The organism is Oceanobacillus sp. NCCP-135, assembly GCF_059698015.1.
Genome location: NZ_BAAKSZ010000008.1, coordinates 87,741 through 114,646, shown reverse-complemented (window position 1 = coordinate 114,646; position 26,906 = coordinate 87,741). Strand labels below are relative to the sequence as shown.

At 34.6% G+C, this 26,906-nt stretch carries 26 protein-coding genes and 6 tRNA genes; 4 read left to right on the top strand and 28 right to left on the bottom strand.

What is annotated here, in order from left to right:
- Positions 1-20 precede the first annotated feature (20 nt).
- Positions 21-227: a hypothetical protein gene (locus AC6HVZ_RS08040; protein ID WP_497557633.1), complete on the top strand. Its 207-nt coding sequence runs from the start codon at positions 21-23 to the stop codon at positions 225-227.
- Positions 228-265: 38 nt separating this feature from the next.
- On the top strand, positions 266-793 hold the full coding sequence (locus tag AC6HVZ_RS08035; protein ID WP_497557632.1) for a hypothetical protein: 528 nt from the start codon (positions 266-268) through the stop codon (positions 791-793).
- Positions 794-832: 39 nt separating this feature from the next.
- Here AC6HVZ_RS08035 and phoU read toward each other — a convergent pair whose 3' ends face one another.
- From phoU to AC6HVZ_RS07975, 12 genes are all read right to left on the bottom strand, one after another.
- Positions 833-1,489 (bottom strand): phosphate signaling complex protein PhoU, encoded by a 657-nt coding sequence (gene phoU, locus AC6HVZ_RS08030; RefSeq protein ID WP_497557631.1) that lies wholly within the window; start codon positions 1,487-1,489, stop codon positions 833-835.
- A gap of 151 nt (positions 1,490-1,640) precedes the next feature.
- Positions 1,641-3,713, bottom strand: coding sequence for a peptidoglycan D,D-transpeptidase FtsI family protein (locus AC6HVZ_RS08025; RefSeq protein ID WP_497557630.1), 2,073 nt, complete (start codon positions 3,711-3,713; stop codon positions 1,641-1,643).
- A gap of 75 nt (positions 3,714-3,788) precedes the next feature.
- The gene (locus tag AC6HVZ_RS08020) at positions 3,789-5,060 is read right to left on the bottom strand and encodes an MFS transporter (protein ID WP_497557629.1); all 1,272 of its coding nucleotides are present in this window, start codon (positions 5,058-5,060) and stop codon (positions 3,789-3,791) included.
- A gap of 114 nt (positions 5,061-5,174) precedes the next feature.
- Positions 5,175-5,786, bottom strand: coding sequence for a superoxide dismutase (locus AC6HVZ_RS08015; protein WP_497557628.1), 612 nt, complete (start codon positions 5,784-5,786; stop codon positions 5,175-5,177).
- Between the two features lie 223 nt (positions 5,787-6,009).
- Positions 6,010-6,085: transfer RNA gene (locus AC6HVZ_RS08010), tRNA-Phe, on the bottom strand.
- A gap of 206 nt (positions 6,086-6,291) precedes the next feature.
- A tRNA-Ser gene (locus tag AC6HVZ_RS08005) sits at positions 6,292-6,384 on the bottom strand.
- Between the two features lie 21 nt (positions 6,385-6,405).
- Positions 6,406-6,482, bottom strand: a tRNA-Ile gene (locus AC6HVZ_RS08000).
- Positions 6,483-6,501: 19 nt separating this feature from the next.
- Positions 6,502-6,577, bottom strand: a tRNA-His gene (locus AC6HVZ_RS07995).
- A gap of 15 nt (positions 6,578-6,592) precedes the next feature.
- Positions 6,593-6,669, bottom strand: a tRNA-Met gene (locus tag AC6HVZ_RS07990).
- 4 nt (positions 6,670-6,673) lie between these two features.
- Positions 6,674-6,748, bottom strand: a tRNA-Asn gene (locus AC6HVZ_RS07985).
- A gap of 271 nt (positions 6,749-7,019) precedes the next feature.
- Positions 7,020-8,669: a Na/Pi cotransporter family protein gene (locus AC6HVZ_RS07980; protein WP_497557627.1), complete on the bottom strand. Its 1,650-nt coding sequence runs from the start codon at positions 8,667-8,669 to the stop codon at positions 7,020-7,022.
- 208 nt (positions 8,670-8,877) lie between these two features.
- Positions 8,878-9,510 carry an NfeD family protein gene (locus tag AC6HVZ_RS07975; RefSeq protein WP_497557626.1) on the bottom strand — a complete coding sequence of 211 codons (633 nt, stop codon included), beginning with the start codon at positions 9,508-9,510 and terminating at the stop codon, positions 8,878-8,880.
- Between the two features lie 77 nt (positions 9,511-9,587).
- On the opposite strand from AC6HVZ_RS07975, the gene yqfZ reads away from it, so the two are divergent.
- Complete coding sequence (gene yqfZ / locus AC6HVZ_RS07970; protein WP_497557625.1) at positions 9,588-9,908, top strand: protein YqfZ; 321 nt, start codon at positions 9,588-9,590, stop codon at positions 9,906-9,908.
- A gap of 33 nt (positions 9,909-9,941) precedes the next feature.
- Here the strand turns inward: yqfZ and AC6HVZ_RS07965 are convergent, their stop codons facing one another.
- Complete coding sequence (locus tag AC6HVZ_RS07965) at positions 9,942-10,316, bottom strand: hypothetical protein (RefSeq protein WP_497557624.1); 375 nt, start codon at positions 10,314-10,316, stop codon at positions 9,942-9,944.
- Between the two features lie 163 nt (positions 10,317-10,479).
- On the opposite strand from AC6HVZ_RS07965, the gene AC6HVZ_RS07960 reads away from it, so the two are divergent.
- Entirely contained in the window at positions 10,480-10,764 is a 285-nt protein-coding gene (locus AC6HVZ_RS07960; RefSeq protein WP_497557623.1) for a DUF2624 family protein, read from the top strand.
- Between the two features lie 41 nt (positions 10,765-10,805).
- Here AC6HVZ_RS07960 and AC6HVZ_RS07955 read toward each other — a convergent pair whose 3' ends face one another.
- The 15 genes from AC6HVZ_RS07955 to era form a co-directional block, all read right to left on the bottom strand.
- A complete protein-coding gene (locus tag AC6HVZ_RS07955; protein ID WP_497557622.1) occupies positions 10,806-11,699 on the bottom strand; it encodes a deoxyribonuclease IV in 894 nt (297 codons plus the stop codon).
- A gap of 39 nt (positions 11,700-11,738) precedes the next feature.
- A complete protein-coding gene (locus tag AC6HVZ_RS07950) occupies positions 11,739-13,049 on the bottom strand; it encodes a DEAD/DEAH box helicase (protein ID WP_497557621.1) in 1,311 nt (436 codons plus the stop codon).
- Positions 13,050-13,094: 45 nt separating this feature from the next.
- Entirely contained in the window at positions 13,095-14,210 is a 1,116-nt protein-coding gene (locus AC6HVZ_RS07945; protein ID WP_497557620.1) for a Nif3-like dinuclear metal center hexameric protein, read from the bottom strand.
- A complete protein-coding gene (locus tag AC6HVZ_RS07940) occupies positions 14,191-14,916 on the bottom strand; it encodes a tRNA (adenine(22)-N(1))-methyltransferase (RefSeq protein WP_497557619.1) in 726 nt (241 codons plus the stop codon). Before AC6HVZ_RS07940 ends, AC6HVZ_RS07945 begins: the two co-directional genes overlap by 20 nt.
- Positions 14,917-15,022: 106 nt before the next feature.
- Entirely contained in the window at positions 15,023-15,400 is a 378-nt protein-coding gene (gene cccA, locus AC6HVZ_RS07935; protein WP_497557618.1) for a cytochrome c550, read from the bottom strand.
- Between the two features lie 104 nt (positions 15,401-15,504).
- Positions 15,505-16,038, bottom strand: coding sequence for a hypothetical protein (locus tag AC6HVZ_RS07930; protein ID WP_497557617.1), 534 nt, complete (start codon positions 16,036-16,038; stop codon positions 15,505-15,507).
- 120 nt (positions 16,039-16,158) lie between these two features.
- Positions 16,159-17,280: an RNA polymerase sigma factor RpoD gene (gene rpoD, locus AC6HVZ_RS07925; protein ID WP_497557616.1), complete on the bottom strand. Its 1,122-nt coding sequence runs from the start codon at positions 17,278-17,280 to the stop codon at positions 16,159-16,161.
- A gap of 31 nt (positions 17,281-17,311) precedes the next feature.
- Positions 17,312-19,129: a DNA primase gene (gene dnaG, locus AC6HVZ_RS07920; RefSeq protein WP_497557615.1), complete on the bottom strand. Its 1,818-nt coding sequence runs from the start codon at positions 19,127-19,129 to the stop codon at positions 17,312-17,314.
- Between the two features lie 583 nt (positions 19,130-19,712).
- Positions 19,713-20,516 (bottom strand): pyruvate, water dikinase regulatory protein, encoded by an 804-nt coding sequence (locus AC6HVZ_RS07915; protein ID WP_497557614.1) that lies wholly within the window; start codon positions 20,514-20,516, stop codon positions 19,713-19,715.
- A gap of 30 nt (positions 20,517-20,546) precedes the next feature.
- Positions 20,547-21,176, bottom strand: coding sequence for a transcriptional regulator CcpN (ccpN, locus tag AC6HVZ_RS07910; protein ID WP_497557613.1), 630 nt, complete (start codon positions 21,174-21,176; stop codon positions 20,547-20,549).
- A gap of 92 nt (positions 21,177-21,268) precedes the next feature.
- A complete protein-coding gene (gene glyS, locus AC6HVZ_RS07905; RefSeq protein ID WP_497557612.1) occupies positions 21,269-23,353 on the bottom strand; it encodes a glycine--tRNA ligase subunit beta in 2,085 nt (694 codons plus the stop codon).
- Positions 23,354-24,232: a glycine--tRNA ligase subunit alpha gene (gene glyQ / locus AC6HVZ_RS07900; RefSeq protein WP_497557611.1), complete on the bottom strand. Its 879-nt coding sequence runs from the start codon at positions 24,230-24,232 to the stop codon at positions 23,354-23,356.
- A gap of 475 nt (positions 24,233-24,707) precedes the next feature.
- Complete coding sequence (gene recO / locus AC6HVZ_RS07895; RefSeq protein ID WP_497557610.1) at positions 24,708-25,451, bottom strand: DNA repair protein RecO; 744 nt, start codon at positions 25,449-25,451, stop codon at positions 24,708-24,710.
- Positions 25,452-25,539: 88 nt separating this feature from the next.
- Complete coding sequence (locus tag AC6HVZ_RS07890) at positions 25,540-25,683, bottom strand: YqzL family protein (protein ID WP_497557609.1); 144 nt, start codon at positions 25,681-25,683, stop codon at positions 25,540-25,542.
- Between the two features lie 98 nt (positions 25,684-25,781).
- On the bottom strand, positions 25,782-26,684 hold the full coding sequence (era, locus tag AC6HVZ_RS07885; RefSeq protein WP_497557608.1) for a GTPase Era: 903 nt from the start codon (positions 26,682-26,684) through the stop codon (positions 25,782-25,784).
- Between the last annotated feature and the right edge of the window lie 222 nt (positions 26,685-26,906).

Below are 26,906 nucleotides of genomic sequence, written 5' to 3'. Positions count from 1 at the left end.
ATGAATTGGAGGGAATCAGATTGATTTTTGTAATATTTTCCATCATTGCTGTTGCGATTGTCTTATTTGTATTATCCTATTTTATGAATGATAAGTTTGAAGAATTGGAAAGTCAATTAGAACAATTATCCATAACAACAATGCAGGATACCTATCAAATGAAGAAAAAAATTAAAATATTGGAAGAAGAATTACTCCCTCAGGATCTGAATTCAAAAGAGAACTAAGAACCTGACAGGAAACTTATCACGAAAAGGAGAAGAATATGAAAAAACCAGTACGCTCATTCGCAATTGGTCTGCTTACAGCAGGGGTAATCTTGCTGGTCACTTTTTACTTAGTTGATAAACCAGAGGCCGAGGGAAAAACGGTTGAGGACATGATCCCTTTAGTTGAAAAAGAGGGGTATCGGGTTATAACTGAAGAGGAGTATATTTCATTATCAGTTAACAATGATAATAACACAGAAGAGGAAAATACAGCTGCTGATGAAGAAGATGAAGTAGCTAATGAAGATAATACTTCAGAAAAGGATACTTCTACAGATGAAGATGCCTCCAAAGAAGATACTGCTGAAGAAAATGATGTTATCACATACACGTTAACCATCGAATCTGGAATGACTTCTACTGCTATTAGCTCCGTATTGGAAGATAAGCAAATTATTGAGGATTCCAATGAATTCAATAAGTATCTTGACGATCAGGACTACAGTTTAAAAATACAAATTGGCGAATATCAATTATCAAATGAGATGAGTTTCTATGAACTAGCTGAAGCAATAACAAAATAAGCTATATGGCAGCAATGAATCATGCTGCCATATAGCTTTTTAATTTAAATTATAGTTTTCTCCTTTTACTAAAAACAAAATACTTTCTCCAATGTTTGTTATATGATCTGCAAATCGTTCAAGATATCTTGCTGAAAAAGCTATTTGCATAACGTATTGAATTTTATCAGGATTGGTTGCCGTTTCTCCGAGCATTTCACTAATAATAAGCTTATATAGTTTATCCACTTTATCATCCATCTGAGATAGTTTTCTTGCAATCGTGATGTCCTCATATTTAAAAGCATTCGTGGCTGTCTGTAACATCTCCATGCAAAGATCATGCATTGTTTTAAGTCCCTCTGGAATAAGAGATTTATCGTTCTTTCCTAAATGGATCGTTGATTTTGCAATGTTTTTTGCATTGTCAGCCATCCGTTCTATATCTGTAGTAATTCTTACTGCAATAATAAGTCTGCGTAAATCTGTTGCAACAGGCTGCTGTTTTGCTATAAGTAGAATTGTTTTATCATTAATCTCCATTTCTATTCTGTCTATATCTTTGTCTTTTGCGATAATTCGATTTGCTAATTCAATATCCTGGCTGTAGAGTGCTTCAATTGATTCACTTAAAGCTTTACCTGATAAGTTTGCAAGTGCAATAATATCTTCATTAATTTCTTCCATTTCATTTTGAAATTGGTTACGTGTCGTCATTTTCCCACCTCAGTCTTCTTATTATCATAATATAATATGTTTGTTTATATTAATCATAGTGGAATCATGTTAATCACCTATTAACCGATTGTAAAATTCATGTAAATAATTGCCTATAAAAAATCCCCTTATATCCTTCAGGGGATTCATATCATTCCTCGTTATCATCTTTTTCCTCTTCATCTCTGACTTCTTTCATATCGAAATACGTATCCAGAATCCTTTCACCAATCGCATGGTTGATCGGATGCTGCTGTGATTGATTACCCAGCTTGGGAACAATTACAGCAAACGCAATCTCCGGTTCATCAAAGGGAGCATACCCTATGAGCGAAAGATTTTCCGTATCTATTTGAATTCCATCTCTAAAAAATTCATGTTCTGCTGTACCTGTTTTACCTGCCGGGTTATATTCCTTATCTGCAAAGTATCTGTAACCAGTACCACCAGGTGTTTGAAAAGCCCGGCGGAACCCTTCTTGAACTCTTGCTATATTGCTATCACTCATTTGGATTCGATTCAATACTTCTGTATTTATACTTTCACGAACAGGACCTAAAGCCTTCTCAGAATTACTCGGTTCCCTGATTTCCTTTAAAAAATGTGGACGAACACGGTATCCATCATTTGCAATCGTAGCCGTATATTGCGCTACTTGCATTGTTGTAAATGTGTCATACTGACCTATTGCATTGTCGAGAAACTTTCCAGCCCGCAATTCGCCAACGACGCCAGTTGCTTCGTATGGGAAATCTATTCCTGTTTTAATACCAAGTCCAAATTGTCTGAAATAATTACGCATTTCCTGAAAATAGTTATCTTCTGTGAATACTAAAGGATCATTTTGCTGAAAGTTATATTGCCCTCCCATTCGCATAGCAATATAAAACATGTATACGTTTGAGGACATCCTTAAGGCATCCAGATCGTTTACAGTTCCCAGGTTCCTCCAGGATCCTTTTGGGTCTGAACCTTTGATTCTCAATGGTCTATCATAAAAAGTCTGTCCTGGGACGATCACACCTGATTCATATCCTGCAAGTACTGTTGCACCTTTTACAACCGATCCAGCGAGGTGTGCGTCATATAAAGTTCTATATGCTGCATTTTCATATTCGTTTTTTTCCCTATTATAATGCTGTCCTGATACCGCCAATAATTCACCCGTTTGAGGATCAATCACTACGGCAAGTGCATCTTCCAGTTCAGGATTTGAATACTTGGTAAGAGCTGTTTGCAATTCCTCTCTTACAATTTTATCAACTTCCTTTTGGAATTCCATATCAAGTGTCAGAACTAAATCTTTCCCGCGTTGACCTTGTACGACCGTTTTTGCATCGATCACTTTCCCACTTTTATCAGTAGTATATTGAATTTGCTCTTTTCTTCCTCGTAATACTTCTTCATATTGGTCTTCTAAACCGCTTTTCCCAACCCGATCATTCCGACTATATCCCCTTGTTAAGTAATATTCTAGCTTTTCGGCAGGAATCCCCTCTTCTTGTGTCGATATGGAACCGAGCAGGTTTTTGAAAGTATCTCCATATGGATGTTCCCTATCCCAATCTGTAGTTGCATTAATACCAGGCAATTCATCAAGATGTTCAGCAACCCTTGCATACTCTTGTGATGTTACATCTTTATTTTTTACAATCTGTGGTGTTAGTGAGTATGCTTTGTCCAATTCCTTTTTAATTGCTATTATTTCTAATTCCTCTTTTGAAAAATTTTCAATTTCCTCATCCGTTATTAGCTTTAATGTTTCATCATACTCTTTCGCATTATCCAGTTTTTCTTTTGCTTCATCGGATAATCTATCAACTGCTTCCTCTTTATTTTCCAGATACCAGTACTCTCTTCTGTTTCGATCAGTTATACCGTCTAAGTACTCTTCGCTATCCATGGAAATATACTTAGCTAAATCTTTAGCTACATCCAATCTATCTTTTGCCTGAGTTCCTTTTGCTGGTGTATACGTAATCGAATATAATGGTTTATTATCGACAATGACATTATGATTTCGATCATATATTTTTCCTCTTGGAACAGGGATCTTAGTTGTATCCTGAATTGTCCGGTCAATTTCTTTTTGAAAGTCTTCCCCATTTAAAATCTGTACAACCCCCAACTGAAGAATTAGAACAGAAAATAATAAAAATACAACAAAAAATAAAATATTTAAGCGGAAGGGAAGCTGTGCTTTTTTTTGTTTCTTTTTTTTCATCTTTTCTCCCCCATTGAATACATTTTCTTTATATCATTACTATTATAGCATGTATTTAATAAGATTCTAAGGGGTTTACCTATTTTTTTCATCTGGTATCTGTTCTTTGATCAAAACTTCTTTTTTCGGCTGGGTTCCAAGATGAACATTTCTTATACAAAAGTAAATGAATAGATGACCAGAACCAAATACAACTAATAAAACAGGAATTATTTTTTCTGGATTAACGACAGAAACTGCTAATAGAAAAACAAGTATGGAAATTACTCGTCCTATATTAACAAACAACTCCCGCACCACAATATATTCCACACGCATATCCTTTGCCTTCCACGCTTTTCCAATGACATCATAAGTCATAGAAACATAAGGTACACTTATAATTGGATATGCAATCCCAATAACAACTGCATAGATCATCAGCAGCATGTAACTTATATTGAATAAAATGATAAAGATGGAGAAAAAGAGAATTAATCCCCCAAGCAATATAGCCTTTTTTCTTAATGGCGGTTTAATAAATTTTGTAGCTATAAAATAAAAGACGATTGAAAGTCCAGATAAAAATACATTAAACATGCCTAAAGCAAATTCGCTTTTAGTTACGAGAAAGACCCATATAGATATTACAAATAAAAATATTCCTTCTCTCAGACCTTGAAAAACATGTGCATATAATATTCTGCCCCAGTTTTTATTATGCTGTCTTTCCTCAAGTATTCTTTTAAAATAAAAATCCCCTTCTGCCTGCCGTCGTTTTAAAAAGAAACTGAATACAACAGCGCTGATAAACAAGATAAAAGATATCGTAAAAATGGTTGTATAGCCTATATTTGCTTCCATTTTAGCTATTAAGATACCAGCCAATAATGGACCAATCATTCCGCCAAACGACTGCAATACACCTAAAAACCCATTAAAGAAATCTCTTGTTTCCGGTTCAGTAATCTCAAATGTCAATACATTAAATGCAAGCCAGTAAAATCCGTATCCAATACCTAGTAGACTGCCCAACATGAAATTATAAGTAGATGATTTATCTCCAATAATTAACACACTTAAAAAAAATAGAGATAAAAAAATTACCCCTAGTCTTAACACAATTACCCGGTCTATTTTTTTTGCAAGTTTACCTGCTATGATAAAGGTAATTGGCTGAAATAAGCATACTGCCAAATTGTACATCGCAATTGTAATATAGTCACCGGACTGCTTCCATAAATAAATATTTACAAATGTATTAGATAAAAAAATCCCTAATGAATAGAGACCTCCGATTACTAATAAAAATAATAAATCCCGACTAACATCTATCTGTTCATGAAAATACCGCAAACTTTTTCTCATATACAAATACTCCTTTTGTGTCATTTATAGTGTGAACATTTGAGTATCAGATATACAAAAATGCGGCATGAAAAAACACACACTGAATTTTATCAGTGTGTGTTATGATCGATTTTATTTTGCTGCATTATAGTTTTTTGTAACTTCATCCCAGTTTACTACGTTCCAGAATGCTGAAGCGTAATCAGGACGTTTATTTTGATATTTCAGGTAATAAGCATGCTCCCAAACGTCAAGACCAAGAATGGGTGATTTACCTTCCATTAATGGGCTGTCCTGGTTTGGTGTGCTTGTTACCTCAAGCTCGCCATTGTTGGATACAAGCCATGCCCAACCGGATCCAAAACGAGCTGCTGCTGCATTTTGAAATTCTTCTTTAAATTTTTCAAAGCTACCAAATTTCGCATTAATTTTATCAGCTAATTCCCCGGATGGTTCTCCACCACCATTTGGTGACATTACTTTCCAAAAAAGACTGTGGTTAGCATGTCCACCACCATTGTTACGTACTGCTGTACGAGCGCTTTCTGGAACTGCATCTAAATTACTGATTAAATCTTCAATCGATTTTACTTGAAGATCTGCATGTCCTTCCAAAGCACCATTCAATTTAGTAACATACGTGTTATGATGCTTCGTATGGTGAATGTTCATCGTTTCTTTATCGATTGTTGGTTCTAGCGCATCGTATGCATATGGTAATTCTGGTAATTCAAATTTTGCCATAACTAAAATTCCTCCTCTAATAATATTATTATTAAAAGGGACCTGAATATTCACCCTTTAAATATAAGGTTAGCAGAGCTTTACCCCGCTTGCAAATCATATGCACTTATACAAAAGCTAAATAATACGATATACGTATTATTCCATTCTTACTTTTTAAAGAAAGCTACTTTCTAAGCAGAATATAAAAAAAACAAGCTAACCGCTTGTTATTAGTAAATAGTGGTGGCTCGGGACGGAATCGAACCGCCGACACAGGGATTTTCAGTCCCTTGCTCTACCGACTGAGCTACCGAGCCTTAAATTAGTATTAAATTCTGTTCTCGCATCTTAAATAACTTCGATGTTAATTCAAAGATGTTTTGTGCTCGTCGTGTTGCAAGTTTATTCAGTGGTGATACAATCCTCGCAAGCCTGCACATGAATGTTAATCGAGAAAATTTGTGGCTCTTCCAGCTGACTGAGTTTGCCAAACCCAATTTTGATTCTGACTTCTGTATATGTATGGAGGAGGTAGAGGGATTCGAACCCCCGCGCGGTTTGACCCGCCTGTCGGTTTTCAAGACCGATCCCTTCAGCCGGACTTGGGTATACCTCCGAGAAGTTTAATGATTATTTATGGTGGACCCTGCAGGATTCGAACCTGCGACCGATCGGTTATGAGCCGATAGCTCTAACCAACTGAGCTAAGGGTCCTTCATTTTATTTAGCTTTATGGGGCGACCGGTGGGGATCGAACCCACGTATGCCGGAGCCACAATCCGGTGCGTTAACCACTTCGCCACGACCGCCGTAATATTATTTTTTGGTAGCGGCGGAGGGGATCGAACCCCCGACCTCACGGGTATGAACCGTACGCTCTCGCCAGCTGAGCTACACCGCCATATTGGCTCCACAGGTAGGATTCGAACCTACGACCGATCGGTTAACAGCCGATAGCTCTACCACTGAGCTACTGTGGAATAATCTACAAATATCTATTATTTAAATTAGAATGATCTATCATGTTTTATTTTCATTTAAAATAACAGCGACGAAATATAATTTACCATGTTCGACAAGATCTGTCAATATCTTTTTTTCGTTTCAAAACATGTGATATGTAAGGTCTTAAAGCGACAATATATATAATAGCATTTTAAAAATTAGATTTCAATACTTTTATTAAAAATTTGTATAAACATGTAAAATAATAAACAAAGAGAAGGGAGAAGACCCCTTCTCTTTGTTTATTTATTCACCTAAAACTTCTTCAGCAATATTTACAGCATGATCTCCTATCCGTTCAAGGTTACTAATAATATCAACAAATACTATACCTGCAGAACCACTGCAAAGACCTTCGTTCATGCGGATAATATGTTTTTTGCGATAAGTACGTTCCATTTTATCGATTTGATCTTCTTTTTGTACGACGGCAAGCGCTTCTTCCCTATCCGTATTCTCCAGAGCTTTTATAGCTTGCTTAACCGTTAAAATAGTTAATTCAAACATATCATTAAGATCTTGCTGTGCTTGTTCAGTCAAATGAACTTTATTAGAAATTTTATAATCATTAAGTTCAATAATATTTTCAAAATGATCTCCAATACGTTCGATGTCGCGTACAGTATCCATTAATTCTGTATGCTTGGCACTCTCTAATTCCGATAGTGAACCTGCAGATACATTGATAAGGTATTCCGTTATTTCACGATCAAGGTTATTTAAGGCACCTTCAATTTGCATTGCCATTTCAGAATGCTTTTGATTATGTGTGGTTAAATAAAGATTTGTCTCTTCAAGCCCCTGTGTTGCATAATCACCCATTCTAATAACTTCCGCTTTTGCCTGGTCCAAAGCCAAGGTAGAGGATTGCTGAATGAATATTGGATCTAAATGCTGTGGTTTATATTCTACGATAACATCCTTACCAGGAATTAGTTTTGTAACCAACCATGCTAGGGCACCAATGAATGGAAATTGTATAATCGTATTCACAACGTTGAAGCTACCGTGCGCAAAAGCAATAGTCATTTCCGGATTTAAATTTAACTGACTTTGTAGGTATAGAACATAATGTGTAAATGGTATCAGTAATAGTATAATAAAAGTCGTACCTACAATGTTAAATACAACATGAGTAAGAGCTGCTCTTTTAGCTGCTACGCTTGCACCTAGAGATGCTAAAATAGCTGTTATCGTTGTGCCAATATTATCACCAAATAGTACTGGAAGTGCAGCTTTTAATTCTACTGTTCCTTCTGCAAATAATGTCTGCAAGATACCAATTGTAGCACTCGAGCTCTGTACAATTACCGTAAATACTGTACCTATCACCACTCCAAGTAATGGGTTTGAACTCATCTCAATTGTTAAGTCCTGAAAAGCTTCCAAGCTGCGTAGTGGTTTCAATCCTCCACCCATTAATTCCAATCCAAAAAATAATGCACCAAATCCAAATACAGTTTGTCCAATATTATTAACTTTTGGATTTTTAAAGAAAAATAACAAGAAACATCCGAGAGCAACGATAGGTAGTGCATATGCTCCAATATCTATACCTATTATAAATGCTGTAACAGTTGTACCAATATTTGCACCCATAATAACTCCGATAGCTTGTCTGAGTGTCATAAACCCCGCATTAACAAGACCAATTGTCAATACAGTTGTACCAGTACTTGTTTGTAATAAAATCGTAACGATTATCCCAGCCAAAACACCTAAAAAGGGATTACTGGTAAATTTATCAAGAATGTCACGTAAACGGTCACCAGCTGATTTCTGAAGTCCTTCTCCCATATATTTTATTCCTAACAGGAAAATACCCAGACCGCCGATAAACTCAAAAAGAAGTGTCTGTATATCGATATCCAATGCTACTACCATCCCTTCATTCATGTTGAAACGTGTCACATACCTTTACCATTATTAAATGATTATTAATCATTTGTAAAGGATTTTAGAGATAATTTACATAAAATTTACATAGCTAACTATACTCTCTATTATTAACTACCCTATATGTCCAAAACTCATTCTTATAAATAAAAAAAGATAATCCTCTTGAACTTCTTTTTAAGTTCGGCAGAGAATTATCTTTTCAATTTTATTTTGTTATTTTTTCAACAAGAATTTTGGTTCCGTCCACTTCAGTAATTCGAACAGTACTATTTTTAGCAATCCATTGTCCATTGGAGACAGCGCTATAATCTTTATTATTGATTCTAATGGTACCAACAGGCCTTAAATCGTTTAAAGTTACTGCTTCCTGATTAATTAACTTTTCATATTCCTGATTCATTGAATTATAGCCCGCTTCTTTTGTTAGTTGGTCTTTTAATGTTATTTTTGACCACATATCTCTTCTTTTAAATACCTTTAAGAAAAAGAAAGAAGCTGCTCCTCCAAGTAAAACACCAATCACAGCATACATTCCTGCAGTTAAATTCGGGGCTGCCAGTGCAACTGCTGTTAACATTGCTGCTGTTCCCAGTGTAGCAAGGGTGCCATCATTTATTATTTTTCCATCAATGATAATAAGTAATAATCCCACAAAATAGATAATAAGCATAAGAATAAAAGAGCCTGTTCCAACATAAACACCAAAGTATACTGTTATAAATCCAATCCCTAATAATCCAAAGACCCCGCGCGCATTAACCAGGACTTCTCCAATTAAAAATAATGTAGCAAATCCGGTGACCACAAACCCTATCCAGTCGTTATTAAATATATCCATCTCATTTTCTCCTTCCCACTTACTTAATGTACGTATTACTAGTATAAATTGTTTCATTTAAAAAAGGAGTGAATAATATGAATTTCGTAAAAAGAATATTTCTTTATACTTTGATCCTTCTATTTATTCTAAGTATATATCAAGATTTGACATCCGAAAATCATAATGATATAAATAATAATAATAATAATGAAATAAAATTTTCTGTTCTCCAATTAAAAGTCGAACCAGGAGAAACAGTTCTTTCTATTGTTGAAAAAATAAATCAAGATAATGTACATCTACTGGATATGAACCAAATTTTATCTGATTTTAAAACAGCAAATCCGCAAATAAAAGATCCACTTAACCTCAAGCCTGACACCTTCTATTATTTTCCTGTTTATAACTTGAAATAAAAAGAAGAGGCTGAAATGACAGCCTCCCACATTCTAAACAAACGGTAATATAAACAGTGTAATGATAATAGAGATTGCCCCTGCAGCAATAGCGATATTACCTAAGGTATCCGCACCACGACTTCTGGAAACAAAACCAAGGATAATCCCTGCTGCTCCAAGGATGATTGGCATCATGAAAAATGAAACAATCGATAAAGCTAAACCAATCCAGCCAAACGTGCTATTAACATCTCTGTCTTGATGGTTTACTACTTCATCATAATCATCTGCCGTTAACTCGGCAGCAAACTCCTCATTCCTAGAGCTATCTGGCTCAATACCAACAAAATCTTGGTTTTTTTTTCGTTCTCCATGATTTGGTGGTTTCTCTGTTTCATTATTTTTATACTTTTGAAATTCATCCATAAACAAGACCTCCCTTTCTTCTAATTGAGGTGCGGTTATAGTTTATGGATTAATCACTTATATAATTATGTTAATTTCTGGTAAATATTAAATGGTACTGTTCCATATTTAATTTGTCCTGCATATATTAACCAGAGTATCTATTCCAAAGGAGTATGAGATTATGTCTATTTTTATTAAAGAAATGATCAAAAACAAACTAAAACAGCTTTCACCTGAGGAAATAATTTATTATGGGAAGCAATACGATTTTTCAATTTCACAGACGGAGGCAGAAAATATTTCAAATTATATAAAAAGAAATCCAGTTGACCCATTTAATAAAAAGAATCGGGAAAAAATGTTTCATCAACTATCCATACTTACAAATGCTGAAACTGCAAAAAAAGCACAGAAGTTATTTTATCAGTTAATAAAAACTTACGACTTAGAGCATTTATTTAACTAAAAAGAGGAAAGAGGCAATCTCTTAAAGTGCCTCTTCCTAATTTAACCATTAACAATTTTTTCTTTTAAATCTGAAATAAATGAACCATCTTTTATCATTTCTATTTCAAACTTGTATGGAGGTTTCTTATTTTTCTTATCTTCACCAACATAAGGTGTTTCTAATATCTTTGGTAAATGATTTAACTGCGGATGATGAATAACATAATGTAAGGCTTCAAATCCTATATGACCAAAGCCTATATTCTCATGACGATCCTTATGGGCACCACGTTCATTTTTACTATCATTTATATGAATTACTTTCAAGCGATCCAAACCAATTATTTTATCAAAATCATTTAATACATGATCGAAATCATTTACAATATCATATCCACCATCATGAACGTGACATGTATCCATGCAAACAGATAATTTTTCGTTATGTGTTACGCCATCAATAATTTGAGCCAATTCATCAAAGGTTCTTCCTATTTCCGTACCTTTTCCAGCCATTGTTTCCAATGCAATCTGAACATCTTTATCTTGTTCCAGTACCTCATTTAAACCTTCAATAATCTTTTTTATCCCTTCTTCGGTCCCTGCTCCAACATGTGCTCCAGGATGAAGGACAATTTGCTTTGCACCTAATGCCTCGGTTCGATTTATTTCATTACGTAAAAATGTAACACCTAAATCAAACGTTTCCGGCTTAACAGTATTGCCGATATTAATTATATATGGTGCATGTACCACAATATCTGCAATGCCATGTTCATCCATATGTTTCTTTCCTTCAATGATATTTAATTCTTCAATAGCTTTCCTTCTTGTATTCTGTGGTGCTCCTGTATAAATCATGAAAGTGTTTGCTCCATAAGATACTGCTTCTTCACTGGAACCCAAGAGCATTTTCTTTCCACTCATCGAAACATGTGACCCAATTTTTAACATTAAATATATCTCTCCCTCATTATCCCACTATAATATATTTTATTTATATTTATTTTTCTTTGATAACTGCCTTTTAATGGATTCTTGTTGTTTTTTCATTTTCTTCTTATAGCCGGGTTTTACTTTATTTGTTTTTCGAACTCGTTTCCAGGCTTCTTTTTCAATAGTTGTATCTGTTTTTGTTCGTAAGCTTCGTTCATTCCAAGGTTTTGCGTCATGCCATTCACCATTTTTAATATCAGCATAAGTAAAGCTTAATCCTTTTTGTTCAAGTTTTTCAATTAGTTTAATATCATTTTCCTGATAAATACTTATAGCTGTACCTTCCATTCCAGCTCTTGCTGTTCTGCCAACACGATGAATATAGAAATCTTCTTCTTTTGGCAGCTGGGCATTAATGATATGGCTGACACCTTTTATATCAATACCTCTTGCCGCTAAATCAGTTGCAACAATATATTGATAACGGAGATTTTGAATTTCTTTTAAAACACGTTTGCGCTCTCTGGGAGTTAAACCACCATGTATCAAACCAACGTCCATGCCCTTCTCCTGCAAAGAAGCAGCAAGCTTATTTGCTATCTCTTTTCCATTAGTAAATATAATCGCCAAATAAGGCTGAATTGTTTTTGATATTTCTATGATAATGTTTGCTTCATCTCGATATTTTAGATCAATTAATCTGTGTTCCATTGTTTCCGGTGAAAAATGATCATCAACTTTCACATATAATGGATTTTCTAAATATTTTTTAAAAAAATGTTGTAATCGTTGTGGAATAGTAGCTGAAAATACAAGTAATTGGATCTCCTTATTACAACGAAGCAATAGTTGGTCCACATCATTAATAAATCCTAAATCAAGCATAAGGTCAGCTTCATCTATCACGAAGGAAGTAGCCGAATAGATTGATACTGCTTCCGCTTTCACAAGATCCAGAATTCTTCCTGGTGTACCCACAATTATATGTGGAGGTGCTTTAAGCTTTTCCATCATTTTTTGTTTATCAGTGCCACCAACGAGCAATTTTGAAATCCATTGTTGATCTTTACCTGCATAATGAATGATCTTTTTTACTTCATCATGTAATTGCGTAGCCAATTCCCTTGTAGGTGCAGTTATAATAAATTGAACTTGACGTTTGTTTATATTGATTTGGCTAAATAATGGCAATAAAAATGCATGCGTCTTACCGGATCCTGTTCGTGATTGCCCGACCACACTTTTTCCTTGCAAAATTTCTGGAATCACCTGTTTTTGAATTTCTGTAGGTTCCCGAAAGTTCAGCTGAGTTATGACATCCTTGATATCCTGTTTCAAAGAAAAATCATTGAAGCTGTTTATTTTCATATAATAGTACTCCTTTTTCGGATAGATAATAAATAGTAAATACATTTAAATAAATAGAAATGGCTCTGTATTTATTTCTGATAAAATTACTTCAATATTATCTTTCTCAAGACTTTTATCCAAATACTGTTTTGTTGCTCCTTTCATTACTTTTTCGATGTAGTGCCCTGGATCAATTACAGATAATCCCATTTGCCAGGCATCTTGCGCCATATGAAAGGTCATATCCCCGGTTATATAAACGTCTGCCCCCTGTTGCTTTGCAGTGTGAATATATTTTTCGCCACTGCCGCCCAATATTGCAACGTTTTTTACTTTTTTAGTTAAATCACCTGTAAAACGAATAGTTGACACGTCTAAAACCTTTTTTACATGCTGACAAAATTCCTTCATCTGCATCGGCGAACTTAACTTCCCAACTCGACCAATACCGAATTCTTCGCCTTTCATGTGAAGTGGAAATATATCGTAAGCAACTTCTTCATATGGATGGGCTTCTATCATAGTATGAATGACATCTGAAAGTTTTTTCTCTTGTACAATGGTTTCGATTTTTACTTCATCCACAATTGCTAATTCATCCTGAGTTCCAATGTATGGCATTGTCCCTTCAAGAGGTTTAAACGTCCCTTTTCCCTCCGTTTGAAACGTACAGTGACTATAGTTCCCAATATGTCCAGCACCACCTTCACTTAACGCTTCTTGAACATTATTCGTATGTGATTTAGGAACAAAAACAGCAATTTTATAAAGTCTATCTGTTTCTTTATGCACAAGAATCTTTCTGTTTTTTATTCCCAGCAAATCACATAATATATCATTTAAACCACCATTAGCAGCATCTAAATTTGTATGGGATGCATATACAGATATATTATTCTGAATTAATTTGTGGATAATCCGGCCATGAGTGGTGTCAATGTTTACCTGTTTCATTGGTTTAAATAATAGTGGGTGATGGGCAATAATTAGGTCAACCCTTTTTTCAATTGCTTCATCAACAACTGACTCCAAAATATCCAATGTTATCATAATTTTATTGACTTGTTTAGTATATGAACCTATCTGTAATCCAACATTATCCCAGTCATACGCAAGACACCTTGGTGCCCATTCTTCCAAAAGATTAAACACATCCGAATTATTTAGGGTTTTCTTCATCTAATAAAACCTCCTGCATCCAGAGTAATTCTTTTTCGAATCGAATTTTTTTTTCTTCGTTTATCACTTTAGCCCTTTTCATTTCATCAATTACACGCTGTAATTTTTCATATTCATTTTTCCATTTATGATAAAATGCTGCTGGTTTACTCTTTAGCAGCAAAGGACCAAATAATAACTGTTTTTCTATCATTTCTTCCTTATAAGGATTTTGGGTCGCATCTCTATCTGCAACAATGATTTCATAAATATGGTCATTTTCTTCTAAGATAGTTTCGTTCGTAACTGTAAATCTATTTTCATAGAACCACTTTCGAACATCTCTGGCACCAACATTTGGCTGGGCAATGATCCGTTCAACCCTATCCAGCTTTTGACTTCCTTCATCTAAGATAGCACTGATTAAAGTTCCTCCCATTCCTGCAATTATGAGCTGACGAACTTCTCCCTTGTTTAAGACCTGAAGCCCATCCCCCAATCGAACATCAATTGCTTTAGATAGTCCATATAAATTTACCGTGTTAACAGCACTTTTATAAGGCCCCTCATTAATCTCTACTGCAATTGCTCTAACAGTATTATCACGCAAGCATACATAGCTCGGCAAATAGGCATGGTCTGAACCGATATCAGCAAATATTGCTCCTTTAGGGAGGTATGAAGCTACTTTACTTAATCTTTTAGATAATTTTATTGAATTCGTCATAAAAATCTCTACTTTCCTATACATTTAACCTGAAACTTTGTTGGTAAAAAGAAAAGCTTTCTGTTCATAGCAGAAAGCTTAACTTTTTAGTATATTTCATTATACATTACTGTTTTTCAGATAACCAGTTTGCTAGCACTTCTGCCTCAGCATCAGTAGCCATTCCAGCAGGCATTGATCCTTGACCATTTATGATAATAGCCTGAATATCTTCTTTTGAAAGGTCACTACCTATCTGCGTTAAATCAGGACCTGCTCCTCCAGAAAGATCAGCACCGTGACAGCTTGCACAATTGGAAGAGAAAATCGCTTCAGGATCATCTGAAGTTTCTCCTTCTTGTGACTCTTCCGTTTGTTCACCGCCACCTTCTTCAGCTTGCTGAATTTCTTCACGCTGATTTAAACCAACAAATGAAATTACGATTACTGTAAGTATCCCAAGAATGGCTATAATTGCATATGGAATAGCTGCGTTCCTTTTCACCTTAATTTTCCTCCTTATGTAATCTCCATATTCTTATTCGTATAAAAGACTATATTTATTTTACTCGAAAAACACAATAGTTTAAAGTGTTTAGCTGTGAATTCTTATAAAACAATAGAAGAAACTGTAAGTATTATACCTAAAATACTAGTTATCATAAGATATTTCAACTTATTTTTATAGCTTAGAAAAAGCCAAAAGATAAAGTTTATCATGATAACCATAGATATTATAATTTGTAAATCATTAAATAACTTACAAATATAGACAGTTGAAAATAAAATTAAAATTAAACTTGTAATTAAGGCTAATTGATAAAATCCATTTTTAATTCTTTTATAATATACATATATCCAACAGGAATAGCATAAAAAAAGAATTAGGATACTGATTTGCATTATCGGATGAAATTGAGTAAAATAGAGAACAAGAAATGAAAACGGTAACAACAACAGTAATAATGTGACTTGAGCTGTTAGCATTATTTTCCCAACTTTAATATTCGATACAGAAACTTCAACAGCATCTCCTTTAGTGTATAATGCCAAGAGAAAATCACAATATACTTCAGGAAGCAGGTTATGTTGCTTCCAATAGTTTATTTCTTGAATAATTGTAGCGATTCGATTATCTGCCATACGTTTCACCCCAACCGCAGATGGTATGCTACCTCTGACTATTTCGTTTTTAGCAGTAGGTCGATAAAAGGAACAGAAAAGCCATTGTTCACAAACCATGTGTACAATGACTAAAGCTTATCACTCAAGAAAGTCCTTTAATCGTTTACTACGACTTGGATGTCTCAGTTTTCGTAAAGCTTTGGCTTCAATTTGACGAATTCTTTCCCTGGTAACACCAAATACTTTACCAACTTCTTCTAATGTTCTGGTTCGCCCATCATCAAGTCCAAAACGCAGACGTAAAACATTCTCTTCTCTGTCAGTAAGTGTGTCCAATACGTCTTCTAACTGCTCTTTAAGCAGTTCATATGCTGCATGATCGGAAGGAGAGACTGCTTCCTGATCCTCAATAAAATCCCCTAAGTGAGAATCATCTTCTTCCCCGATTGGTGTTTCCAACGAGACAGGTTCTTGTGCTATTTTAAGGATATCGCGCACTTTATCAGGTGATAATTCCATTTCTTCCCCAATTTCCTCTGGAGTTGGTTCCCGTCCGAAATCCTGTAATAATTGACGTTGTACACGGATTAACTTGTTTATAGTTTCCACCATATGGACTGGTATACGAATTGTCCTCGCCTGATCAGCTATAGCACGAGTGATTGCTTGGCGGATCCACCACGTTGCATACGTACTGAATTTAAATCCTTTTCGGTAATCAAATTTTTCAACAGCTTTAATGAGACCCATATTACCCTCTTGGATTAGATCAAGAAATAGCATCCCACGCCCTACATAGCGTTTTGCAATACTTACAACAAGTCGTAAGTTTGCCTCTGCCAAACGGCGTTTCGCTTCTTCATCACCTTTTTCAATACGGGTTGCTAACTCGATTTCTTCCGCAGCAGATAATAAATCTACACGACCTATCTCCTTCAAATACATTCGAACAGGATCGTTTATTTTAATGCCAAGTGGAACACTTAAATCATTTACATTAAATTCCTCTTCTTTAGCAATTTGCTGCATATTTGGATCGTCCTCAGATTCACCAATTACTTCTACACCTTGTTCTCCTAGGTACTCATAAAACTCGTCCATTTGATCAGATTCAATAGCAAAATTAGACAAGCGATCCGCAACTTCTTCATATGCTAATACACCCCGTTTTTTTCCCATTTCAAGCAATTGTTCCTTTGCTTGTTCGAGTGTTAGCTCTGTTTCATTTTCCTTTGTTTGTGAAGGCTTCTTTTCTGCCATGAGTCCCCCTCCTTCCAGGCTACTTATTCATTCAATTTGTATTCTTCATTTGTTTCTGCATTTCAATTATTTGCATTAATATTTGCGCAGCTTTTATGGGATCATTTTGCTGTTCAGCTAATTTGCGTTGTTCCTGCAATGTTTTTATACTATGCTTATCACCATTTTCAGCACGTATAATTTTAATATAATCATCAATTTCTTTATCACTTATATCATTGTGTAATGAAATCATTGCTATTTCTATAACTAATTGTTTTATACTTTCGTCTGTCAGCTTTTCAATAAACAGACTAATATCGGCAGGATATCCCTCTTCATAATATGCATATAAATAGGTTGCTATTATTTTGTGCTCATCCAGATTAAAGTCTGCACCAATTTCAGTTTGAACTTTCTCTGTAATATAAGCATCTTGCAGCATATATGAAATTAGCTTTCTTTCTGCATTATGAAAAGCTGGAAGTAACTTTTTACTTTGCTTAATATTTGCTGCCTTATTAGTATATCTGTTCTTTTCTCCCTTATCCTTATGAAAACCATGATTATTCCTGGTTGTCTGGATTTCATCAGTCAATGCATCCATCGAGATATTAAATTCATTACTCAATTCTTGCACATAATATTCCCGTTCAATCGAACTATCAATCATTGCCAGTTGTTTAAGAATATCTTCTATATAGTTAATGCGATCCCCTTCAAGGCTTAAATTATAATCTTTTCTCATAAATCGCATATAGAAACTAATAAATGTATCACTTGCTCTAATGACCTCATTTTTAAAAGCTTCAGCTCCATTTGTCTTAATAAAGCTGTCTGGGTCCATATTCTCATTTAAATTGGCGATTTTAACACTACAGCCAACATTACGTAATAAAATTGCAGCTTTATAGGTTGCTTCAAGCCCAGCTTGATCTCCGTCATAACAGAGGACTACTGTATCTACATAGCGTTTGAGCAGCTTTGCCTGTGATTCTGTTAATGCAGTTCCCATTGTGGCAACAACATTCTTCACACCTGCCTGATAAGCTGATATAACGTCCATATAGCCTTCAAATAAAACTGCTTCACTTTCTTTTCGAATATGTCTTTTTGCTAAATCGAAGTTATAAAGCAGCTTGCCTTTTTGAAATAATTCTGATTCAGAGCTGTTTAAATATTTCGGACCTTGATCTGTTGTAATAGACCTGGCACCAAAAGCGACTGTTTTTCCTAAGTGATTACGAATAGGGAATATAACTCTTCCGCTAAAGCGGTCTGTTACACTATTGTCATCTTTTAATGATACTAAACCCGCTTTTATAAGCAATTGTTGATGAAATCCCTTTTTAACCAGAAATTCTGCAGTAAAATCTTTAACATTTGGTGCAAAACCCAGTTGAAATTCATCAATAGATTCATCGTTTACCCCTCTATCTTTAAAATAGCTATATCCCTCTTTTCCATCCTTTGTATATCGTAACAAATGATGATAAAGCTTTGTAAGCCACTCATAAGCTGATAAAATATTCTGGTTTTCCTGTGACATTGAAGATTCCTTCGTAACACCTGAGTCAGGTAATGCAATACCACTTCGGTCTGAAAGAAGCTTTAATGCTTCGTAAAATGAAAAATTCTCTAATTCCATCAGGAAGGTCACTACATTTCCGCCTTTTCCACAACCAAAACAGTGGAAAATCTGTTTCTCCTGTGTGACTGAAAAGGATGGAGTTTTCTCACCATGAAATGGACATAGACCAAAAAAATTTCTTCCTTGTTTCTTTAACTGCACATATTCACCAACGACATCTACAATATCATTAGCTTTCCGAATTTCTTCGATTACCTCTTCAGGTATTTGATTGGCCATATACACCACCATACTATAATAATATTCGTTTCCTTTTAAAAAAATCCTTCATTTTTCGACAAGATTTTTTCATAACTCGAAAAAAATTTCCTTCTGCATGTTATAGATACCTTCGAAGGATAATTCTTTTTGGTGATTTTCTTATGTTGTATACGAGTGCTTCTTATTATTGTTCCACTCTTGTATGATACATAAACTCACTGATATCAATAAACATTGACTATTATCCAACTAGCCTTATTTATCTAATTCTACATTATACAACTAAAACCCTTCTTAAATTTGAATGTTTTATTTTTCTGAATATGCCAATAGTGATAGAGGTTTAGTTTGTTACTTATATCTTTACACAAAAAATGATTATAATACAGTTTTAACAAAAATGCTAATAATATAGTTGTTTTTTAATTTATTTAACCCTCGAAAAAACATTCTACAATATTAATTGCAGAATGTTTTTTTAAATTATGAGTTCTATAAGGCAGGATAACCTTTGTTCGGATCCAGCGACCAGCAACGAACGAGACTCCCCCCACAGCAGTTTCATATGCTGCTTAACAGTCGATTTCACCCTTTTCTAATATTAGTTACGAATTATTTGCAAAATAATATTTGCGGTTTCTTCCACCGCTTTATTAGAAACATCAATTACCTGACACCCAATTTTATTGACTACGTTATCAAAATAGTCTAGTTCAGCATGGATCCTACCCATGTTGGCGTATGTAGCCTGATCTCCCAATCCTAAAGCCTTTAGCCGTTCTCGTCTAATATCATTTAATTTTTCCGGACTGATTCTCAAACCAATACATTTAGCAGAAGCAACACCAAATAATTCTTCAGGTGGGTCTACCTCCGGAACGATGGGTACGTTTGCGACCTTTAATCTTCTATGAGCTAAATATTGTGATAAAGGCGTCTTAGAAGTACGAGAAACACCAATTAAAACAATATCTGCACGAGCAATCCCCCTTGAATCACGACCATCATCATATTTTACAGCAAACTCAATCGCTTCAACCCTTTTAAAGTAATCTTCATCCAGTTTATGAACTAAACCCGGCTCAAGCCGCGGAGCATAGGGAAAGACTCGTTCCATTGATTTTAGCATTGGACCCATAATATCAATCGCTTCAATATTCATTTGCTTAGCTTTATCATTTACATAATTTCTAAGAACAGGATCAACTAAAGTGAATCCGATAATTCCATTTTTCTCTTTAGCTAATTGTATAGTTTCATCAATTGTAACTTGATCTTCCACATACGGAATACGATGTATTTTAAAATCCCCATTATTAAACTGACTTAATCCCGCCTTTATTACTAACTCTGCAGTTTCTCCAACTGAATCAGATAAAACATACACAATTGGTTTAACACCCATCTTTTAACTCCTCTCATTCGTTATATCTGTTTAAATATAGTCATCTGTGATTAATTCAACAAACACTTTTGTAATGGTTGTTTTCGTAACTCGACCGATGACTTCAAGACCTTCTTCTTTATTTTTGACAACAGGTAAACCATCGATTTGATTATTGATTAATTTTTTTGCCACATCTATAATTAAATCCTCTTTCCTGCATACCGTTATATTAGGCATCCTTGTCATAATAATATGTACAGGAACTGTGTTTAAATCCTGTTGACCAATACTTGCTCTTAATAGATCCTTACGTGAAAGTACACCAGTTAAACATGAATTAGAATTCACAACAAATAATGTTCCCACGTCCTCTAAAAACATGGCAGAGATAGCATCATACACAGAAGCATCCTCTTTCACTACAATTGGTATATGCTGAAAATCCTGAACTTTATATTGTTTAATTTTTTCTGTTAGTAATTCAGATCCGGTTTTTCCTGTATAAAAATATCCAACCCGTGGTCTTGCATCAAGAAAGCCAGCCATCGTTAAGATTGCCAGATCCGGTCGTAAGGTTGCTCGTGTTAGATTCAATTGATCAGCAATCTTTTCACCGGTAATCGGGCCATTTCCCTTGACAATTTCTATAATTTGTTCTTGTCTATTCGATAATTCCATTTTTTCACCACCCATACGAACAATATGACATACTACTCATCAATATTATAGACTATTTATAGTGAAAACGAAATATCAGTTATACTTAATAATTAAAATGTTTGTTTCCATTCAATTTCAGTTAGGTCAGCATAGTCAATTATTAATTGCCCAATATTATTAACTAATGAAAGTCGATTATTTCTCAACTGCTCATTTTCAGCCATAACCATATTTTTTCCAAAAAACTCATGGATGGAATCTGCTAATTCACCTAATACTGCTAATGCCTGTGAAGCATCTTTGCTTTGATCTGCTTCTTTATATTTAATTGAAACTGTCTGAAACTTTTCATATAAAGCCTTCTCTGAATCCGTTTTAAAAAGGAATGGATCAATTTCTGATTGATTTGTTTTATTTTTAAGGTTTAGAATGCGTACCAATGCTTCTTGGACGAATTTAAATTCATCATCATTGCGCTTTTTAGATAGATATCTGGATTTAGCTGCTGTATAGCCTATAAAACCTATTTCCTTTGACAACACTGCTTGTATAATATCTTGCTCGACAGCCATTTCTTTTAATAAATGAGCAGCACGTAATTTAAAAAATTCCTGAAGCTCATTTGCTACTTGTTCATTATTTTCTTGTTCAATATCAAGTGTTGAATATAAGCTCCCTGCAATAGCTAAAAGTTTTTCAATCGAAATATTCCATTGTCTATCTTTTAGAATTCGTAAAATCCCGGTAGCCTGTCGTCTTAAGCCATAAGGATCCTGTGACCCTGTTGGTATTAATCCTACAGAAATACAACCTACAATTGTATCTAATTTATCAGCAATACTTACAATCGATCCAGCAATAGAATTTGGTAATGAACCATTTGCCTGTTTTGGTAAATAGTGATCGCTGATAGCTTTCGCAACAGCTTTATCCTCACCATAATATAACGCATACTTTTCCCCAATGATACCTTGAAGTTCTGTGAATTCATTTACCATATTTGTCATTAGATCAAACTTGCATATTTCAGCAGCTCGCATTGCATTAGCTACAGTCTCTTTATCCAGCTCTAACTGCTCTGATAACAGATGTGTAATATGGACAACACGTTTCACTTTATCACTTATCGTTCCTAATTTTTCCTGAAAAACAACACGCTTTAGTTTTTCCAAGTAATAATGGATTGTGTTTTTTTGATCTTCTTGATAGAAAAATTGTGCATCTGATAATCGCGCATGCAGCACTTTCTCGTTTCCTCTTATAACTGTATTTATTGCATGAGTATCCCCATTTCTTACACCAACAAAATGTGGCAAAAGTGCTCCTTCAATAGATTTAACAGGAAAATAACGCTGATGTTCTTTCATGGATGTAATTAATACTTCTGATGGCAACTGTAAAAATTGTTTTTCAAAGGAACCAGCAAATACAGTGGGAAACTCAACTAAATTTCGCACTTCATTTAATAGATCTTGTTCAACAGGAATTTTGTAACCCTCTTTTTCTTCCAGTCGTTCTATTCCTTCAAGGATTAATCTTTCCCGCTCTTTAGAATCAGCCACAACGAAATTTTTGCGCAATACTTCCTGGTATTCCATTGGCTTTTTCAAAATAATCTCTTTTCCTAAAAACCGATGACCATATGTTACATTACTCGTTTTCACACTAGCAATTTCAAAAGGAATAACTTCTTCTCCAAATAAACCTACAAGCCACCTGATCGGACGAGCATACCGAAGTGTTTCTTTAGCCCATCGCATATTTTTCTCAAAATGTATAGACGTTACTATTTCTTTAAATCCGGGTAACAAATCCGCAGTTGGCTTTCCTTCTATATGCCTTTTCACAAAAATATATGTTGTACCTTTTACTTCTTTGGTATAGATATCAGCCATTGTTTTACCTTGACCTTTTATAAAGCCTAGTGCTGCCTTGGCCCAGTTACCATCTGAATCCTTTGCTATTTTTTCTGCAGGTCCCTTTGCTTCCTCTTCAATCGTCGTTTGTTCTTCCGCTATGCCATTGATTAAAACGGCTAGTCTTCTCGGTGTCGAAAAAGAAGTAATCGTATCATAAGAAATTCGTAAGTCTTTTAACCAGACTTTTGTCTGTTCAGCTAGCTGTTTTTCAGCGTCATCGACAAAACGTGCTGGCAATTCCTCTAGTCCAATTTCAAAAATAACATCTTTAGCCATTTACTTCTCCTCCTTTTTCAGCATTGGAAAACCTAGTTTTTCTCTTCCGTCAACATATGTCTTCGCAATATTCCTTGCCAGGTTTCTAATTCTTGCAATATAACCTGTTCTTTCTGTCACAGAAATAACTCCTTTTGCATCAAGTAAATTAAAGGTATGAGAGCATTTCAAAACATAATCGTAAGATGGGAAAACCAAGCCTTTTTCCATGGTAGTTTTTGCTTCTTGTTCATACATTGTAAATAATTGAAAAAGCATATCTGTATTGGATTCTTCAAATGTATATGTTGAATGTTCAAATTCAGGCTGAAAGAATATATCATGAATAGTAACTCCATTTGTCCATTCCAAGTCAAATACATTTTCTTTATCCTGAATATATGAAGCAAGTCGCTCAATACCATAAGTTAATTCAACAGACACAGGACTCGCTTCTAGTCCGCCAATTTGTTGAAAATAAGTAAATTGAGTTATTTCCATCCCATCCAACCATACTTCCCAGCCTAACCCAGCAGCGCCTAATGTTGGATTTTCCCAATTATCCTCAACAAAACGGATATCATGCTGAAGCGGATCTATTCCAAGTTTTTTTAATGATTCCAAATACAGTTCCTGAATATTATTAGGAGATGGTTTCATAATTACCTGAAACTGATGATGCTGATATAAACGGTTTGGATTCTCACCATAGCGACCATCATCCGGTCTCCTTGATGGCTCGACATAAGCTACATTCCAAGGTTCCGGCCCTAAACTGCGCAGCAATGTCATTGGTGACATAGTGCCTGCGCCTTTTTCAACATCATATGCCTGCATAATAATGCAATTTTGTTCTGACCAGTGTTTTTGCAGTGTTAAAATCATATCCTGTATATTCATGATTCACATACCCTCCATTAATTATTTAATTAGAAAACTTGGTATTCGATTAAGGGATTCTAAAAAGCTTAATTGTTTTCCCAGATACTTTAAAGTGCAAGCCTTTTGGTGATGTTTAGTTGCACTATATGCAGTAAGAAATATGGATATATTTTTTTATTGGCAAAAAGGATATACTTTCTTTCAAGCAAAAATAAAATCCGTCCCTATGTCTATGAAATATAGACATAGGGACGGATTTTAGCCCGCGGTTCCACCCTATTTGCTCACGTTTCACCGTAGAGCCACTTTATACGAATTGCTCAAGAGTGCCATTCCTTATTGATCCATTGTCCAGCTTACACTATCCTAGACTCGCTATAAATAGAATACAATACATACTATTCTCTTTCTCAGCAATATAATTTATAATAATTATATGTACAAATAATACTGCATAAGATACTACATTGTCAATTAAATTAATTAGTTCAGATTATTTCAGAAGATCCAATTGATTTAAAAATTTACGGGACTTTAAATAAAATCCACCATACTGATCATAATAAGCATCGATAATTTGACGCATTAGATTTTTGTTTTCCGTTTTTACAGAAATAGAACCAACACGTTCCAGTTCAACAGTAGCAAATACATTGAATAATTTAACGACGGCATTTGGAAGAGCAATTGCCTCATTGTCAATGTTCCTGCATCTATTACATAATAGCCCCCCTTCTGCGATGGAGAAGGAAAATAGCTCCGCTTTATTTCCACAATGAACACACTTATCTACAGTTGGCGCAAATCCACCTTTTTGAAATAATTTTAGTTCGTACATCATTATTGGTATTGCAGCATCTTCATTTTCAGAAATCCAGCACATTGTTTGGTATAACTGCTCATATACATAAACATCCGGGCTTTTAAAATCAAGCAATTTATCTGTCAACTCAGTAATGTATGCGGTGTGAGCGGTTTTTATAATATCTTCGCGAATTTTGCGAAATGAATGGATAACTTCCCCTTGTTGTATCGTACTTAATCCACTATTTACATAAACAAAGAACCCACCATAAATAAATGGCTGCGTTACAGCAGCCATTCTGCTTTTAGGTTTTTTAGCACCCCTCGCCAGTGCCGTAAACTTACCAAGGTTCTTACTGAAAATAGTTACTATTTTATTCGTTTCTCCATAATCCTGTGTTTTTAGAACAATACCATCCATTTTTTCAAGCACACAACTTCACCTTTCTTGTCCTATCAGATTGCATGGATAACATCCTAATCCGACCTTTTCTCCATGAAAAAGCGAGAGTGCATTTTTATTATTTTGTATCCAATGATGTCAATTCTTCGTTTGCTTTCTGACCCAGTTCATCTAGATTTGGTTCATTTTCCAACTCTTTCATTAATAAATAGGTTTCAATGTTTCCCGTTTGGCTGAATACTTTCCAGGTAATATCGATCACAAGAAACCCCACCTTTCTTTTAATGTGTTATGAAAATGTAACTATTACTTAGAATGACCATACCTGCTTAAAACAATTAGTATAAAAATTTTCCATGTTTAATATTCATCACTGCGAAATCCATATTCATGCAGCTGACTTTGTTTATTGCGCCAGTCTTTTTTCACTTTTACCCATAGTTCCAGATACACTTTAGTACCAAGTAATGCTTCAATATCTTTACGTGCATTTTTGCCAATATTTTTCAACATGCTTCCTTGTTTTCCGATTAATATTCCTTTTTGGGTTTTTCTCTCGGTTATAACAGTTGCTTGGATAAAAATTGTATTTGAATCTCCTTTTTCAATATTTTCAAGCACAACCGCAATTGAATGTGGTATTTCTTCCCTTGTTAAATGTAAAACTTTTTCTCTTATCAATTCACTAATAATAAATCGTTCAGGATGATCGGTAACTTGATCTGCTGGATAATACTGTGGACCTTTAGGTAAATGACCTTTTAGTACATCAAGTAAATGTGTAACATTGTTACCTTGTAAAGCTGAAATAGGAATTACTTCTTCAAAATCATACTTATCTTTATATTGTTTGATTAAAGGGAATAATTCATCTGGATGAATTAAATCAATTTTATTAATAATTAGAAATACTGGTTGTTTCACCTGTTGTAAACGATCTAGAATATATTGATCTCCTTTTCCATAACCTTCTTTTGCATTAATCATAAAGATTACGGCATCAACTTCGTTCAATGTATTTTCAGCAATTTTTACCATAAAATCCCCCAAACGATGTTTAGGTTTATGAATACCAGGAGTATCTATAAATACCATTTGTCCATCATTTTCCGTTAAAACTCCTTGAATTTTATTTCTTGTCGTTTGTGGCTTGTCACTCATAATGGCAATTTTTTTCCCGATTACTCTATTCATAAACGTAGATTTCCCAACATTGGGTCTGCCAATAATTGCTATAAATCCAGATTTATAATTATTTTCCATGTTGTATCCTCCATGACAGTTTTCTAATCTAATTCTGACATCAAACAGTTGCCCTTACATCTATCTGGATAACTCTTGCAAGTCGCATACGCTTTCATCTCATTCTTATGCTTTTTGTTTCTTGAGCAGATTCGATTTTCTTATATATTACTACAAATAGAGGCAACTTTCACATAATCGACAAAACCTGTTAAAAGTTTCTTTAATTCCTTTATAACTTCT